At 34.0% G+C, this 17,767-nt stretch carries 10 protein-coding genes and 2 pseudogenes; 2 read left to right on the top strand and 10 right to left on the bottom strand.

Annotation, left to right across the window (positions count from 1 at the left end; all coding sequences use genetic code 11):
- Window positions 1-47 precede the first annotated feature (47 nt).
- Window positions 48-692 carry a tRNA (guanosine(46)-N7)-methyltransferase TrmB gene (gene trmB / locus OPR44_RS07610; protein WP_264377628.1) on the top strand — a complete coding sequence of 215 codons (645 nt, stop codon included), beginning with the start codon at window positions 48-50 and terminating at the stop codon, window positions 690-692.
- A gap of 208 nt (window positions 693-900) precedes the next feature.
- Here the strand turns inward: trmB and OPR44_RS07605 are convergent, their stop codons facing one another.
- Together OPR44_RS07605 and terL are read right to left on the bottom strand one after the other, a co-directional pair.
- Complete coding sequence (locus tag OPR44_RS07605; protein WP_006013204.1) at window positions 901-1,422, bottom strand: pyrimidine dimer DNA glycosylase/endonuclease V; 522 nt, start codon at window positions 1,420-1,422, stop codon at window positions 901-903.
- Between the two features lie 131 nt (window positions 1,423-1,553).
- Window positions 1,554-2,951 (bottom strand): annotated as a pseudogene (terL, locus tag OPR44_RS07600) (phage terminase large subunit).
- Window positions 2,952-3,019: 68 nt separating this feature from the next.
- Here terL and OPR44_RS07595 point away from each other — a divergent pair.
- Complete coding sequence (locus OPR44_RS07595) at window positions 3,020-4,117, top strand: alpha/beta hydrolase family protein (RefSeq protein WP_265014854.1); 1,098 nt, start codon at window positions 3,020-3,022, stop codon at window positions 4,115-4,117.
- 688 nt (window positions 4,118-4,805) lie between these two features.
- Here OPR44_RS07595 and OPR44_RS07590 read toward each other — a convergent pair.
- From OPR44_RS07590 to purE, 8 genes and pseudogenes are all read right to left on the bottom strand, one after another.
- Entirely contained in the window at window positions 4,806-5,903 is a 1,098-nt protein-coding gene (locus tag OPR44_RS07590) for an AAA family ATPase (RefSeq protein ID WP_007302426.1), read from the bottom strand.
- A gap of 134 nt (window positions 5,904-6,037) precedes the next feature.
- Window positions 6,038-7,360 (bottom strand): hypothetical protein, encoded by a 1,323-nt coding sequence (locus tag OPR44_RS07585; protein ID WP_265014853.1) that lies wholly within the window; start codon window positions 7,358-7,360, stop codon window positions 6,038-6,040.
- Between the two features lie 4 nt (window positions 7,361-7,364).
- Window positions 7,365-10,637 carry a collagen-like protein gene (locus OPR44_RS07580; protein WP_265014852.1) on the bottom strand — a complete coding sequence of 1,091 codons (3,273 nt, stop codon included), beginning with the start codon at window positions 10,635-10,637 and terminating at the stop codon, window positions 7,365-7,367.
- Window positions 10,638-11,009: 372 nt separating this feature from the next.
- Entirely contained in the window at window positions 11,010-12,473 is a 1,464-nt protein-coding gene (locus OPR44_RS07575; RefSeq protein ID WP_265014851.1) for a DegQ family serine endoprotease, read from the bottom strand.
- Window positions 12,474-12,476: 3 nt separating this feature from the next.
- The gene (hflC, locus tag OPR44_RS07570) at window positions 12,477-13,349 is read right to left on the bottom strand and encodes a protease modulator HflC (protein ID WP_264374549.1); all 873 of its coding nucleotides are present in this window, start codon (window positions 13,347-13,349) and stop codon (window positions 12,477-12,479) included.
- 2 nt (window positions 13,350-13,351) lie between these two features.
- Entirely contained in the window at window positions 13,352-14,377 is a 1,026-nt protein-coding gene (gene hflK, locus OPR44_RS07565; RefSeq protein ID WP_265014850.1) for an FtsH protease activity modulator HflK, read from the bottom strand.
- A 414-nt stretch (window positions 14,378-14,791) separates the two neighbouring features.
- Window positions 14,792-16,620 (bottom strand): annotated as a pseudogene (mutL, locus tag OPR44_RS07560) (DNA mismatch repair endonuclease MutL).
- A complete protein-coding gene (purE, locus tag OPR44_RS07555; RefSeq protein WP_007302433.1) occupies window positions 16,620-17,120 on the bottom strand; it encodes a 5-(carboxyamino)imidazole ribonucleotide mutase in 501 nt (166 codons plus the stop codon). The pseudogene mutL and the gene purE overlap by 1 nt, the downstream one beginning before the upstream one ends.
- Window positions 17,121-17,767: the final 647 nt, after the last annotated feature.

Raw genomic sequence — 17,767 nt, 5'->3', positions numbered from 1 at the left:
TCATTTCGAGAATTGTTTAAGCTATAAAAGATTAAGTTATGTAAGTTATGTTATCTAGGAATAATAATTGGATTAGGTCATTTTCCAGAAGATCTAGGTTGAAGTTGAATGTTTTGGAGAAGTATTCTATTAAAAACAGCAAGGAATCTATAAAAAAGATCGTAGACTTACAAAAAAGAATACGAGTAGAAATAGGTTTCGGTAATGGTGAAAATATGCTCCATCAGGCATTCAATGAATCTGATCTATTATTTATAGGATGTGAGCCTTATTTAAAGGGGGTCTCTTCCTTGCTAAAAAGCATAGAAGCACACAGCATAAAAAATATTGTAATATGGACAGAAGATGCAAGAGAATTAATTGTCAATTTTCCTGACCATAGTGTTGAAAAATTCTTTATTCTCTTTCCAGATCCATGGCCAAAAAGAAGTCACAACAAAAGACGGTTAATTAATACGGAATTTTTAAATTTATTAGCAAAAAAAATACTTGTCACAGGTGAAATATTTATTGCAACTGATCATCAGGATTATGCAGAGTGGATAGAGTTACATATAAAGCAGTGTAATTTTTTAACCTATAAGGAAGATAGTTTTGCAAATTATACCCCAACAAAATACCACAGAAAAGCGCTAGAATATCAGCGTAAAATAAAGTTTTTTAAAGTAAATGTTATATCTAAACTGACTTAGATTTACCTCTGCTTGTTAGTACAGATGTGTACATGACACTCTATAGTGCAAGTAGCCTACCATATACTGGGAATAACAGTTTACTGAATTCTTTAATCTCACAAATAGAAAGATCAATAAACTTGATAAACATCAACATTATCAGCCAGCATTGCTTTTGCAACTTCAATTCTACCTTTTTTATGATCGGTTTGGATTATTTTATAACCTATAGCATTTTGTCTAGCAACCAATCTGGTGCTTCTCTACCTTTTTCCCACTTAGCAAATCTCATCTTTTCTTTTAGGTAATATTCTCTATATGCTTCTATTGGGTTACTACATTTATATCGATCAGGTAACGCTTGTGTAAAAGCTTGTATATCAGCTGATCGAAATATTAGCAAATCCTTGTTATTATCGCACCAATCTATAACTTCTTCGGATTTATGCGTTCTTTTGTATCGCAAGCTATATTCTATACACAATTCTTTTCCATGTTTTATTAACCAATCAAAGTTTCCTTTTGATTGTCTAGCCCATAAAGAACAAGGATGGTTTTTGTGAGTAAGTTTATATGGAACTTCTATATTCTGGTTTGTAATGCTGACTAAAGGATTTGGCTCTTTCAATGCTATTGAAAAAACACTGCTAAGCAATTGAGCAGTTTCTAGCGGCATTTTTACTATGTGCTTATCGCATAACATTTGTGCTGCAGTTACAGGATTTTCGTCTAATATAAAGATATTCATCTAAGCACCCAGAGATAGAATTTTTGCGTAGTATTTATTTCAATAAACCCTAAAATATCATTCAGAAAATGGATAAGTTAAATAAGCTCAGTTAAAAAAAATTATACACAATTCCGAGGAACCTTTTCAAGCTACAATGAACGTATCGCTACCACTCTAGCAATATTATTTCTCACCCACTGAAGATATTGCACGGTACTGTCTACTTGATCGTCGTGACGGATTTCTGGAAACATTAAAATCTCATACTCAAAGTCGCTAAGCCATACTGCTTGGTTAGTGAGAAAAACCCGCTCAGATTCTATAATTGGGACAATTCGGTGAAATCGAGTTAATTTGTCATCATGTGGTACTATTTGAATAATAGGTAAATCACTGTTTTTCCTGAGCTCCTGAACCAATTGCTGACCGCTTGCTTTTGCTTCGATTAAAATTGCGTGTGGCTTCCACCTTGCAGCCAGCGATAGAACTTTCTCTTTAAGTTTTGGATATTCAAGTTTTGCGCGATATACATCGAGTAAATAGAATGTATTATCTACTTTTGTCCAGGTAGTGCAGACACTAAAGTCACTTGTATTGTTTGTTGAAATTGCAGTATCCCAACTTTGTGTTACATGCAAGAGGCTATCAGGAAAATTTTTATAGCGCTTCAACTACTCTCGTTTAATTATAGCACTTGAAAGTGGTAGAGGGTTTTGTTGGTATTGAGCAGCAAAACCATAACTCCCAAGTTCAGCTTTTATCATCTCAATTTCTTCTTTTTCTTCAGTTAGGGAATACAACAATTGACCTTCTTTTCTTGAGTATATTTCCTGTTCATGCTCTGGAATATGATTATTAACTGAATAAATAATCTCCTTATCTTCAGCTATTATTGGTAAACAGACATGATGCCATATGTTTCTTGGTTTACAGAGGAGGTGACCAGTTAAATCTTCTAAATGGAGTCTGTGCATCACAAGAACGATAACTCCTTTTTTTCTGTCGTTGAGCCTGGTTACTAAAGCCTGATCAAACCAGTTTGCAGCACGCTTTCTAAATGTTTCACTCAGTGCTTGTGCGGGACTTAGTGGATCATCCACGATAATGAAATCTCCACCTTCACCGGTTAATGTTCCTCCAACTGATGTTGCAATTCGACATCCTCTTTGCACTGTTTGAAATTTATATTTAGTGTTTTGATCTTTGCATAATTCTACTTTCGGAAATAGCTCTCTATACCAATCAGATTGCATTATGCACCTTGTATCGAGTGAGTGCTTTTCGCTAAGCAACCGAGAATAACTTGCAACTATTATTCTTGCAGTTGGCTGATTTCCAAGTATCCATGCGGGCCATGCAACACTTACACAAATGGACTTCATTGAACGTGGCGGCATATTGAATATTATTCTTTTCACTTCACCTGAACTTGCCGCTTCAAGCCTGTCTGCTATGACTTTTATATATTGATAATCATTATACTCACACCCCGGCACTACCGTTTGAAAGCATAATTCAATGAATTTGAGAAGGTTTATATTGTTCATAAATTAAGGTTTGTTGATTTTTTAAAGATTTTGTTGTGTAATTAAACCAGCATAGTGAGAGTTAAAATATGAAAGAAATAAGAGAGCAAACTGAGAGGGAATTTATAAAAACTCAAAACGGGATAAAAATAGAGACAATTACGCTTCTTGGTAAAAATCAAAACAATAATCGAGGTGAAAAACATCTGATATACTTTATTGGTGGAAATAGAGCGTTAAGCCCTGGTAAAGATTATTCCCAAAATTGGAATTGGGCCACAGAGCAAGGGATAACTGTACATCTTTTTAATTATCCTGGACTTGGTTTAAGTAAAAACAGTTCATTGATACGTAGCAATAGAGTTAAATCTGGTATAGCAGTTGTAACTAACTTATTGGAAAAAGGTATAAAGCCAGATGATATCATATTGTTTGGAGACTGCCTAGGTGGACATGTGGCTGCAGAGGTTCATAAAAATTTTAAGTATAAGGATATACATTTAAGATGCATCGTTAGCAATGCTGCAAGTTCACTTAAACAAGCTTCTCTTTATTATTTTGGATTCATAGCAAAATTAAAAATTTTTCTTGCTCCGATAATCAAATTGGTACTAAAGATTTTTGGCTGCCACTGGAAGACATATAAAATCGTAAATTCAATTACTCCTTATACAATGTACTTTAATCGAGAGGGAGATAAAACGATAAAACAGCCAGCGCAACTTGCAACAGAAATAGAAAAAATAGATCAAAGCGGTAGAAGAAAAGATTACCAAAAAAAAGAAGTATTTGAAGATTTTGAGGAATATGAAGAATTTTTCAAGCAGTATACAATATTAAGAAAAAATGATGAATATATTGATCCTAAAAAAGCTGAGAAAGATATACATAAATTGCCAATTACGTGCTTAAAATCTTCCAACAAAACTGATTACACTTTTCCTGAGCTGATTAATTTATATATTCAAGCGACAGATGAATATTTTTCTAAACATGGCTCACTAAATAATGAAGAGAAAGTTAAAGCATTTAAAGAAAGTAAATTTTATAAAGATTTTTCAAGCTGTAAAAATTTAAAGGACTTTTTGCATAATTACATGAAGAAGCAAGAGATGTCATTTCAGCATGTGACAATAGAATCTGGGGAAAAAAGACCTTTCTTAACAAGTCAAAGAAGTCTAGGGTAGCGAGCTTTAAACTTTTGACGCATATGCTTTTTTTAACATTTTAGCCATCTGTATCTGTTCAGATGCATGCAAATATTGAAACCAGTGTTTCTTTTCTTGTCATCCGAGTACTGGGATCCAGAAGAATTAATTGTGAACAAATAGCTATACGATATTTTCAATGAAGTTACAAAAAAGCTGGATTCCACACTGGAATGACACCGTCATAAACTGCTAGGCCTTCATAATGTCATTCCAGTCCTCATAGTGTTTATCCCGACCTTCATAATTTCATCCCAGTGTCCTCTTTCTCTTATCATCCCAGTACTTGATACTGGGATCCAGATGCATGGCTAATGCTGAAACCAATACTCCCTTTTCTTGTCATACGAGTACTGGGACCCAGAAGACTCAGGTAATAAGAACTAGATTCCAGCGCCACGCGCTGGAATGACACCGTCATAAACTGCTAGGTCTTCATAATATCATTCCAGTACTGGGATCCAACTAAATTGGTGAACACTTTACAGCATTTTTGATAGAAAGAACTAGATGCCAGTGTCAAGCACTGACCATTTTTTCCTTAAGTTTTTGCAGCTTGCGTTCTATTACAAAACCACCGTGGTACTAACGAGTGGCAAAATGATAGCAAGTTTTAAATTTTATTTTCAATAACGAAATTTGGCACATCTTGCTACACTTCCAGTTTTTATTGTACAAAATGGGCTTCTGTCGTCTGTGTCTGACATGAAGCTAATGTTATTCTCCCTCTTTCTTGTACTGGATTTAGCTTTTGAAACGCGTGGTTGAAATCTTCCTTACTCACTACCTTGGACTTTCTTTCAAGAGCAGCGTATATTTTTGCTTCATTAACTAGTTGTTCTAACTCAGCTCCAGAATAGCCTTCTGTTTTTTCTGCAATATCTTGAATATTTAGCCTTCCATCAGTTTTTGTATTTTTGGTATAAAGCTCCAATATCTTTTGTCTCGTTTCCACATTTGGATTAGGTATATGAACCCTTTGACCTAAGCGTCCAGGCCTAATAAGTGCTGGATCTATCTCATTGACCAGGTTAGTTGCACCAATTACTATTATATCTTTTCTGCTCTTAAATCCATCTATTTCAGTTAGTAACTGTGTTAAGCTCTCTCGACAGTGGTAAGCTGAGTTATTAGCGGTACTTCTTTTTTGGGCAACTGCATCTATTTCATCTATGAATACTATACAAGGAGAATATTTTCTCGCTACTTTAAAAAGCTCGCGTACAGCATGTGCACCATGACCAATATATACTCCAATAAGTTCTGGACCTGAGATACTTATAAAATTCATATTTGATTCACCTGCAATTGCGCGGGCGATAAGTGTTTTACCATTTCCAGGAGGGCCGTGCAGTATATAACCTTTTAGTGAGTTAATACTTTCACTTCCAAACATCTCACGCATTTCTTCTGTCATTTGGTTACAGCAAATAATCTGCAATCGTTGTTTTAAGGAATCGTCAATTATAACATTAGCAAATGTTGTTTTATTATCTGAATTAGCTAATTCTATTTCTATAGGCAGCTCTACTTCCTTCATTTTACTAAATATTTGATCATATATAAACCAAGCGATAAAAAAGAAAACAGTGAGTAACACAGAAGGCATAGCTTCGCTAATATAATGTGCAGCCAGCTCATATCCTTTACTGAGAAACATTGTATGCATATAGGCAAACAAAAGAGCAATAGAGACCATAATTGCTATGCATAGTAAACAGATAGCAATTCTTTTGAGTAATTCTGAGATTTCAATTTTTTTCATCTTACTGTCTTATATCGATTTTAAACTGAGAACAATTTTATTTAGATTGAATACTAAAAAAATATACCCTTACACTTCTTTGAATTCTACTAAATTCACTTTTAAAAAGCAATTATAATATACTTTGTGCGTGGTTAAGATAGCTCTGGAATAGTATAAAGAACTATGTCATCATTGAAGAGAAATTCATCTGTTGTTTTGTACTCTTTATTAATTTTATAAGAATCATAAACATCGTAATCTGCTTTTGTATGGTAATCACAATATTGAAACTTACCCTCTTTATTGAAAGAGCCAAATTGATCAATTAATGTAGCCATTTTCTTACCTTTTCCACTTTTTGTTAATTCAAATACATCAGCTGGGCAGTGGCCTGAAGAATCTTGATTAGTAGTTCCTTTTGCAATAAAAAAAGATGGTTTGTCGTTAAGCAACTTGCAGAAATTTGGCTTATATCCCTTTTTCATATAGTTTAAACTTGTATACTGGTATTCATCTGGAACATTTGAGTATTGAGAATCATACTTTTTATGTTCAAAAAACTCATTGCCTAAGAAATTACAAAATGTTAATTTATAATCATCATTATTACTAGACTTAACGACTTTAAGATAATGAAAGTTTCTAGGAATTTTTATCTCTTCTTCTGTAACGTGATTATGTATGACCAATTGGTCATTAAGCATGCAGTAACCTATTTTTGGTAAAGTAGCTACAAGCTTACCGTTTAACATGATATCTGCTTGATAGATATTATCCGATAATTCTTTTCCCTTTTGCAAAGTAAAATCCTGCCCTGCTTTAGCTGGTGCACTGCATTGCTCAGTTTTAGTTAAGTTTTTTATTATTGTTGATATCTCACTAATTTCTAATATATCATGTTCATTTTTTGTGTATTGATACTTATAGCAACTACCATCTTTACATACTGGAAGACATTTTCCTTCTTCATCTGATATATAGATATAATCACCTTCTATTGTAAAATAAAGTCCACCTTTTTCTTCTTGAATTTTTTGTAGTACTGGGTCATTTTCATCGTTAAAATTGATAAAATTGAGCATTCCAATAAAATTATTTCCATCATCATTACTCATTATGAGTTCAATAACAAAATTATTACTGTCTTTTATGTACTTACGTGAAATTAACGCTTCTTCTCCTAATTTAAGCTGTTTTATAATATTCTCTTGATTCTCGCCTATGATAGCTTTTTGTTCTATAATAAAGTCCGTGCCATTTAATTTTAGAGGTGAGTTGTTTGTAAATAAAACTATCTCATCACCCTGCTCCTTTAACTTTAAATCATTAATATTCCCTACTTCAACTGTACCAATATGTGAAGAAACAGTATTAACATTACCATTTTCCTTTACTATGTAATATGCAGTGGGAAGTTTTATCAATTTTTTATAAAGCGGATTTTTATCGTCTATTTTAAATATATGTTTTTCCATGATATTACCTTAAATAACCAACAACTTGCTGATTAATGGCACTGAGGCTACTAGGAGGAGCAACATAACTCATAAAACTCCTTGGCTGCTCATTATCTGCCACTATTTTTTCAGTATTAACGAAAGCTCTTTGCTGCTCATTTAATCTTTTTTCCATATGATCTTTAAAAATAGCCAAACATTTACCGGTTTGTTTGTAATTAGGGAATGATTTTTTCGCAGTTACACACAAGAACTTCAACAACTCGTTATGATTTTCATCATTAAGTAATGACTTATTGATAATGGTTGACTGCAGTTCCATTGGATCAAAATTTAGACTTCTTTTTGAAATGCCACATTTCACAGCTGTTGCTCCTAATACTTCTTCAAATTGTATTACAATATCTGCTGCATTTATTATTTTTGCTACTTCCTGTATTTCATTTTTTACTTTATATTCATCCTGTCCTACCGCAGGGTAAAAGAAATTTATTACTTGAGATATAAATGAAGTTGGTCTGCTTGCTCCGCTTGTCACTGATGATTTTTTAGTTTCCCTCCTTCTTCTACGTGCACCACAAATTTGATCTGCTGGACTTGTTCTACAAAATATATCTTTTGTTTTACTATAGAGCGCCTCTGTGTCTCTTTGCGATCGCAAAGCTTGAGTGTTAAAACTTTTAGCATTTTTTGTAAAAATAGCTGTTTTATTGTGCAGTTTTTCGACTTTGTTTGCAAAACCTTCTGAAGCATTTTTAGCTGCCTCTGCTGCTTTTTTAGCATCCAGAGTTTCATTTTTTGCTTTTCTTATCTCACGTAAAAACTGATCAGCTAATGTAGCACCTATTCCATCTATACCTGGCTCACCTTTTATGCCTTGAGGACCAATATCTCCTTTTAATCCGTCTATACCGGGCTCACCCTTGTTGCCTGTAAGACCTTGTGTACCATTGAAGCCCCTCATACCTGGCTCTCCTTTTGAACCTGGCAACCCATCTGATCCTTTAGGACCTTCTGGACCTTGCAATCCATTTGCACCTGGTTCTCCTTTCTCACCCATATCACCTTTTATTCCCATAGCTCCGTCTAATCCTTTAGGACCTATATCTCCCTTTGTTCCATTTATACCTGGCTCACCTTTTATACCTTGAGGTCCTATATCTCCTTTTAATCCTTCTATACCCGGCTCACCCTTGTTACCTGTAAGACCTTGCGTACCATTGAAGCCCCTCAGACCTAGCTCTCCCTCAGGACCTTCTGGACCTTGCAATCCATTTGCACCTGGTTCTCCTTTCTCACCCATATCACCTTTTATTCCCATGGCTCCGTCTAATCCTTTAGGACCAATATCTCCTTTTTCTCCCTTTGGACCTTGGACTTCTCCTGGATTTTTCCTTAGTTCTTCTGCAATGCTTTGTGTTAGCTCGGTATTATTTGCAAGGTTTTCTACTAATGTATGATTAGAATCACTTAGTAACACATCTGCTAGCTCTTCCATTCTGTTATCAGCTAATGCAATGGCTATTCCTGTTTGAATATCTTGATTACTAATAATTCTTCCTGCAACTTGCTTCTCTAATACTAAATCTCCGCCTTGGTCACGATATTCAAGCACCTGATTAGCAATAGTGCCATTATTAATTAATTTTTGTGCAACTTCTTCAGGACTTGCATCTCTACCTTTATCACCTTTAGAACCAGTATCTCCTTTGGGACCTTTAGAACCTATCTTTCCTTTCTCACCCATATCACCTTTTATTCCCATGGCTCCGTCTAATCCTTTAGGACCAATATCTCCCTTTGTTCCATTTATACCTGGCTCACCTTTTATGCCTGGCTCTCCCTTAGGACCTTGTGCACCTGGCAATCCATCTGTTCCGGTATCTCCTTTATCACCTTTAGACCCAGTATCTCCTCTCTCACCTTTTAGACCTTGAGAACCAGGCTCACCTTTCCAACCCCTTGGCCCACTTGTTCCACTTTCACCTCGCACACCTCTATCACCCTTTATACCTTTTGTTCCATCTATACCTGGCTTACCCTGAGAACCAGATTCTCCCTTGTTGCCTTTTGGACCCAAATGGCCTGGTTCACCTTTAGGACCACGTGCTCCAGTGCTACCTACAGAACCTTCTGGACCAGGAAAACCTCGGTCACCCTTATCACCTCTGGAACCTTGGTTGCCGTTGAACCCCGGTTCACCGGGTGCACCGGTATAACCTAGTTCGCCCTTTTGTCCTGGAGGACCTTGAGGACCAGGCGCTCCATCGAAGCCTCTATCACCTTTTTGTCCCCTTTCACCTGGCTCACCTTTAGGACCTTGTACACCAGTACGTTCTAATCTGTCTATTCTGCGTTTTAAAAGTTCAATTTCTGTTTCTAAATTTATATGTTCTTGAATATTCACATCAACCTCCAAAAAGTTATCAAAATTTTCTAAGTTATAATAATAAGGATATGGACCTGGTCTATTGTCGTGCTCATACCCAAAAGAATTAGGGTTAAAATTATAAAAATTTTTGCATGTGCTATTTTCATACGATATGCAACCAACATAACTATTGCCTAACTTTTTTACTGCGAAATAGGTATCTTGTGCTTTCAACCTCTCCATTTCATGAAAAGGGAATAACTGGAATATATTGTCTATACGAGTAAATGCTGAAAGGATATCATTCAATATGCCAACTTTTCCACCAGTTAAATTATATACCTGAGCGCTCCTATATAATTTGTATATATTTCTTGATTCTTTAAACAAATAGTCTCCTATTTTTATTTTGAGTCTTTTATCAGGTGAACTTTTAAGATCTTCCAAAATAAGACTGACATTTTCGCTACTAATTATGTCTTTTGGATCTATTAAAACTTTCCTGTTTTCTAGCAGTTCATAATAAATACTACAGCTTTCACGATTATATGCCTTAACATGTAAACCATTTGTGTAACCATGAGGTATACGATCAATAGTAGCTATGATAGTATTTTTGCCATCATAGTAATAATAATAAGGTTGATCAGAGGTAGTAACTAAAGCGAATTTGTAATCATTTTCTACCCTTTCTAGCTTTAATTGTGGCCATTCAGATAAGTTGTTTAGTATACTTGCCACGTCATGCTTCAAATCCCAAATTTGAAAACTCAGGCCAATATTGTTGTCGATGATAATGTAAGATACACTAGGCAGGCTAAATGTTGTTTTGTTATTTAATCTTATTTGTGCAGGTATCCTACGACCAGTTCTATTATTACAATCGTTTTGTAGGATACCTTCCTTTTCTAGTTTAAAACGCATCTCCACCTCCCTTTGCGATTAGATATAATTAATTTATGGGTATTAATTATTGATTAATAATGATGATAAGTAAATATGATTATGCTTTATACTAATTTGATTATAAATTAATTTGTGAAAGAAAGTTATCCTTTTTAAACTGATTATCAAAAGGCTTTATATCATCCAGTTTCTTACCACTATAGCTCTTTCATCTTATGGATGATATCGTTCCAGTGCTTGATACTGAAGTCTAGTTCTTTCATAACCTCGTTGGAAAGGTTTTCAGTATAGGGATAAATTTTATTAATCTACAGAAAAACCCTTACCCTTAGGATAAAGAAGCTAGTTAAATTTGTCAAGCAATTTTTTCATGACCAACTAGATAAATAGCTACTTCTTCAATTTGATTGAGGTGAAAAATTGATTGCCGTTGCGGTAAATAAGCAGCATTACTGAATCTTTGCCGTCTTTTTTTACTGCTGAATCAATTTGTTTTTGAAAATCATTAGTATTTTTAATATCGATTCCATCTAGTTGGATAATTATATCACCTTTCTTAATAGAACGTAGTGTAGAATTACTACTACTATCTACACTAGTAACTACTACACCCTTTGTGGGTGCATTGTTTTTTAGTTCTTTTGGCAAATTTGAAACGGTTAAACCACTTATATAACTAGATGTTGATTTATTTTCTTCTTGATTATTACCTGAATCATCATTTGTAGATTCCTCGATTGCAACCTTGATATTGACTTCTTTACCTTTTCTAAGTAACTTAACCTGTACTTTCTTTCCGGGCTCAGTTCGTGAAACCATATGAGGTAATTGCGTCATTCTATCAATTTTTTTGCCGTCAAATTCTAATAGTATATCACCTACTTTGATTCCTCCTTTCTCTGCAGGACTGCCCTTTACTACGCTTGCAACTAATGCACCTTTGATATCTTTTAAACTTAAGGATTCAGCAAATTCTTTTGTTATAGGCTGAACTTGCACGCCAAGCCAACCATGTTTTATTTTTTTACCACTTTTTAATGTGTCAATAATTGAAATAGCTAGATTAGATGGTATAGCAAAGCCTATACCCACGTTACCGCCAGACTCAGATGGGGAATAAATAGCAGTATTAATACCTATAACTTTTCCATTTAGATGAAATAGTGGTCCCCCTGAGTTACCTCTATTAATTGCAGCATCAGTTTGAATAAATTCATTCATAGTACCAATACTAATGTCTCTAGATCTTGCAGACACAATTCCTGTACTTACAGAGCCACCCAAACCAAAAGGGTTGCCTATTGCAATAACTGTATCACCAACTCTTGCTTTATCAGAATTACCAAATTCAACAAAAGGAAGATCTTTATCAGAATTAATCTTAAGCACAGCAAGATCAGTTTTTGCATCATAGCCTAAAACTTCTGCTTTGAAATAAGTATTATCGTTCATAGTAACTGTAATATCTTGGGCATTTTTAATAACGTGATAGTTGGTTACTATGGTTCCACTTTTATCTATAATAAATCCAGACCCAAGTAACGTCACTTCTCTATTAATGCTAGGAGCTCTATCGAAAAATCGATCAAAATGCTCGAAAAATTCTCTAAAGTCATCAAAGAAATTATTTCTTGGCGTAAAAGGGATTTTAGTTCTATTGTTATTTTCTTGTTTAATTATTTGTTCACTTGAAATATTTACAACTGCAGGAATAAGTTCTTCCACTATATCAGCAAGCCCTTTATTACAACTACATACAGGATCTGCAACTGTTTTTGCAAACAGATTAGCATATGAAGAAAATGAAATTAAAAAATATGCAAATATAGATAAAATAAATGCTTTACTTTTCATAAACTATTTCCATCCCTTGTTCAAAATATCTAAGAAATTATTATTTGGTGAAAGCACAAATTTAGTATTATCCTTAGCAAATGATTTACTATAAGCTTTCATAGAGCGATAAAAGTTAAAAAACTCTTCATCAACCTTGAATGCCTCATTATAGATTCTAGTTGCTTCAGCATAACCACGGCCTCTTATTTCATGTGATTCTTTTACTGCACTAGAGACAATTCCCCTTTTTAATTTATCAGCTTTTGATCTAATTTCTTGTCCAGCTTGTTCTCCTTCTGCTCTAATTTCTTTTGCTTCCTTTTCCCTTTCAGTTTGCATGCGGCGGAATATTGCAGAACTATTTTCTTCTGGTAGATCTGCTCTCTTAATTCTTACATCTATTATTTCTATGCCAAATTTTCCAGCTTCAGAATAAACTCCACGTTGAATTAATTGCATAACTTCTGATCTCTTTTCATTCAACAAACTAATTAATGAAAATCTTCCTATATTCTCCCTTATGTGAGCTTCTATGACAGGATATAATCTTCTAACTAGCCCTGATTCATTTTTCACAGTTTGATAAAAAGTGATAGGATCTATTATTTTATATTTTGCATAAGCATCTACTATAATACGCTTTTGATCTGCAGTTATCACTTCCCTTGGAGTTTTATCAGGACTTAAATCTAAAATTCTCTTATCAAGAAATTCTACGTTATTTATAAATGGCAATTTAAAATATAAACCACTGTCCCTAACATCTTTTACGACTTTACCGAGTTGTATAACTATTGCTTGTTTTGTTTCTTGAACAACGAAGATTGAATTAGATAAGGCAATCAATAATACAACAAATATAAAAGCAAAAACAATTTTTATATTACTACTCATGGCTATTTTCCTAAATTTGTAAGAGGTAAATAAGAGAACATACCTTTCAGATCGTCTGTTATAACAAACTTATCTACCTTGCTGAAAATATTTTCCATAGTTTCAAGATAAATACTCTTCTTAACAAGAGAAGGATTTTGTCTATATTCTTCGTAAAGAGATAAAAAGCGATTTGCATTACCTTTTGCTTCATTTATTATTTCATTCTCGTATGCTTCTGCATCTAATTTTATCTTTATTGCTTCACCTTTTGCACGAGGTATAATATCATTACTGTAAGCGTATGCTTCGTTTATGGTACGCTCCTTATCTGCGCGAGCACTTTGTACATCCCTAAATGAGCTAATCACCTTTTCTGGTGGATCAATTTTTTTCATTTGAACGGATAAAATCTCTATACCCATTTGATATCCATCAAGAATCTGTTGCAATAAAATTATAGTATCTCTGGAAATTTCAGCCCTGCCTTGACCTTCGAGTGCAAAAGAGATCGTATTCTTACCTATTATTTCTCTCATAGCACTTTCAGCAGCATTTTTAACGCTAAAACCAGGTTTATAATCCCGCACTTTGAATAAATAATCTTTAGCATCCCTGACTCTCCATTGGACCTCAAAGTTAACGTTGACTATGTTCTCATCTCCGGTAAGCATCACTCCTTCACCACGATCTGTATCTCGCCCATAAGAGCTACTTATCCCAATTTCTTCACGATTTACTTCTTTAACATTTACTTTAAAAACCTTACCAATAGGGTAGGGAAAGTGATAACGCAAACCAGATGTTTCTGTATTGGAATATTTGCCAAAAGTAAGTTCTATACCTTCCTCACTCGGATGGACAATATAGAAACCAGTACAAAGATAAAACAACAAAACAATAAAAATGATGAAATAAGGTTTTTTCCCTCTATTTCTGGTTAAGCCATTAAAAAAGCATCTTATATCAGACACAGCTTTACTTAAAATATCTTCATTACTTGAACCTGACGGTTTCTTTCCAAGATTCCAAGGATTACGCTCATCCATAAAAATTATTAATTGTATAACTAATACGCTGATATTACTTAATCTTATCAAAAAATGCAAAACTATTTTGTTTGCAGATTAATGATCGGAGTAAAGGATGTGATCATACACTTCCTTTTTCTCTATATGATATGGTCAATTCTACAGAATTTCTAGCTTTTTTTGAATTCTTTATTGTCGTTTTTGATAAGTATCTTTAGTTGTATATTAATTATTAACATAAAAGACAATGCCTGGGATTTAGGAAACTTAATTTTAATCAAGTAGCTGCATAATAAATCATTGTCAAGTGATGGAATGACATTATCTAATATGCAAATTACCTGCAAATTGAAATGTTCAAACAATTGTGTATCTGAGTTTTGAGATGACGAAACTAGGGTTGTGTAATCTATACATATTTGTGATAACTTCTCACCTTCGCTCAAATAACTTTTCAATATCGCTTAATTTCATTTCTATATAGGTTAGCCTTCCGTGATTACATTGTCCAGAATAAGGTGTCTTTTCCATTTGCCTCAATAATTCATTCATCTCCTCCAATTTCATCTTTCTGCCTGCTCTTATTGATCCATAACAAGCAATTGTGGCTAGTATTTTATTCACCTTATCCTCTATAGGTAATGTATCTTCTATTTCTGTTAGTCTATCAACTATATCAATGAGCATTCTCTTTGTGTCTACTGCTCCTAAGATTGCAGGAACTTCTTTTACTATGATCTTATTTTCTGATTTAATTTCAATCTCAAAACCCATCTCAAAAAGTTTATCTTTATAAGTTTTAATCATCTCCATTCCAGCTTGATTTTTGATTTCAACCATTTCGGGCAAAAGAAGTTTTTGTCTTTTTATACTTGATTTCTCCTTTAAGCACTCGTATACTAGCCTTTCATGGGCTGCATGCTGATCTACTATAATTAGTTTGTCTCTTACCTCAGCAATAATATAAGTATTGTAGATTTGAAAGTGTGCAAACCCAAGTGGATAGTCCCTTATTAGATCGGTTTGTTTCCTTTCCAAAATTGTAGTTTCTGCTCGTGGAGGAGATTTTTGCATACCAGTATAATCAAACGATTTTGAATGTTCTGATAAGCTTTTTGTCTCTATATTTGGAGAAGTAAATTCTCTCATTAACTGGTTTTCAAAAGGATCCGACCTTCTTCCATAAAATTCATTTTTAAGACTAGACCTACTAAAAGGATCTGATGATAGATGATTCGTTGTTGTTCCATTCTGGGCCAATACAGTTTCTGCAAGATCTATTCTCTTTGATAGCACTTTTATTAGCCCTCTTCTCACTATTTCATATATTAGCCTCTTGTTCTGAAACCTTACCTCTGATTTATTTGGATGCACATTTACATCAACTTGATCATACGGTATCTCTAAGTGCAGCGCTGCAAAAGGATATCTATTGCTTGGAATAAGGTCGTGATACGCATAACGAATTGCACCAATAAGTAGATTATCTTTAATTGGTCTACCATTAACAAATGTATAGATCTGAGTTGAATTGCTACGATTGACAGTAGGTTTACAGATGTATCCTGTAAGTCTAATGCCATCTTCTTCTTCACTAATTTGCAAAGAGTTTTCATGAAATTCTTCTTCTACTTCGCATAGCCTGCTAAATAATGAGGTCTGCTTAGCATACTTAAGAAGCTTCTTATTATCGGAGATAAGAGTAAACTCAATTCCATAATTGATCATTGCTAAGTTGTTTACAATATCAACAATGCTTTGTGTTTCTGCCCTTTCGGTTTTGAGAAATTTTAGTCTATTTGGTGTGGCAAAAAATAAATCTCGTACTTCAATATATGTTCCTATCGATAAAGGATAAGGAACAAGCTCTCCTATTTTTTCTCCCCCTCATACCTTATAGACCATGCTTGATCTGCTTTGCTTGCCTTAGATGATAATTTTATTCTGCTTACTGCTGCAATTGAAGGCAAAGCTTCTCCTCTAAAGCCAAGATGCTTGATCTCTATCAATTCACTGTCACTCAATTTTGAAGTAGCATGGCGCATAAACGCAAGTTCTAAATCATTCTTTTTTACTCCGCTACCATCATCGATTACAGTAATGAGGTTACGCCCACCACTTTCTATCTTAATTTCTATCTCTGAGCTTCTGGCATCTATTGCATTTTCCACTAATTCCTTTACCACACTTGCAGGCCTTTCTATTACCTCTCCTGCTGCTATACGATTTATGGTTTTTGTATCTAAAAGAACTATTGCCATTATAATGTTGGTTTTTCTTTTACTGCTTTAGTTTGCCCCTCTCTCCATTTTTTTAATCTATCTGCAATTTCACTATTAGAAATCGACAATATAGATGCAGCAGTAATAGCGGCATTGCATGCTCCACTCTCTCCTATAGACATTGTTGCAACTGGAACACCTTTTGGCATCTGCACTATAGATAATAGACTATCGAGCCCATTTAATTGCTTGCTATGCACAGGAATACCGATAACAGGTAAATAAGTAAGCGATGCAGTCATACCAGGTAAATGAGCCGCTCCTCCTGCACCAGCTATAATAACCTTAAAGCCTTTTTCTTGAGCAGACTTAGTAAAATTAAAGAGTCTCTCTGGTGTTCTGTGTGCGGATATTATAAATACATCATGTGAAATTTCCAATTCTTTTAATAGGTTAATAGCATGCACCATAGTGCCATAATCCGACTCGCTTCCCATAATTACAGCAACATCCTTTTTCATTTTTTCTGTATTAGACATGATTTTATTTACTAACCAAATAGTATTTAAGAAGCAACAGATATTTAAATTAAATTACGAATATGATATAGCATTCTTATTAAATAGAAACTTTAAAAATTGAAATGAATCCCTATATTAAAATATAGAGGTATAAATTTCGGATATAAGGCTCTATTCATAATCTTTTTAGAAGCAAAGTGGTGGAAGCAAGAAGACGATTTGTAAGCTAGTATTGAATTTTGCTTATCACAATTGTCTACACTTTTCTATAAGAGTATTAGAGACTTACCTTTTGACAATACGGCAAAGATTTCTACAGTTACATCCTTTTATTTGTTTCTTTGCAATTACTTTTTTATATATGTTTCAAAATACTTTCTTTACTTCCGCTATGTTTTTTACTTCATTTATTAAAATAATCTTGTCATTTTGAAAACATTGTTGATTCACTGAAGCCACTTTTTAGGACCTGTAACACTATGTAAAATATATCCTAAATCTTCTTGATTTTGTTTCTTTCTACAGAACTCTACTCAGTTTTTCTCCTACTCATCTTGCTCTGTTTTCATAATTTACATACTCTATCTCCTGCTTTATTCCTTTCTTGAGATCATGTACAGTCTCTAAAACGAGTTTGTAAAATGATTATTTCTGTATTTTAAACT

It is taken from the genome of Wolbachia endosymbiont (group B) of Camptogramma bilineatum (assembly GCF_947251825.1).
Lineage (GTDB): Bacteria > Pseudomonadota > Alphaproteobacteria > Rickettsiales > Anaplasmataceae > Wolbachia.
Note: the sequence above shows the minus strand (reverse complement) of the source record. Positions and strands in the feature narration are given on the sequence as shown.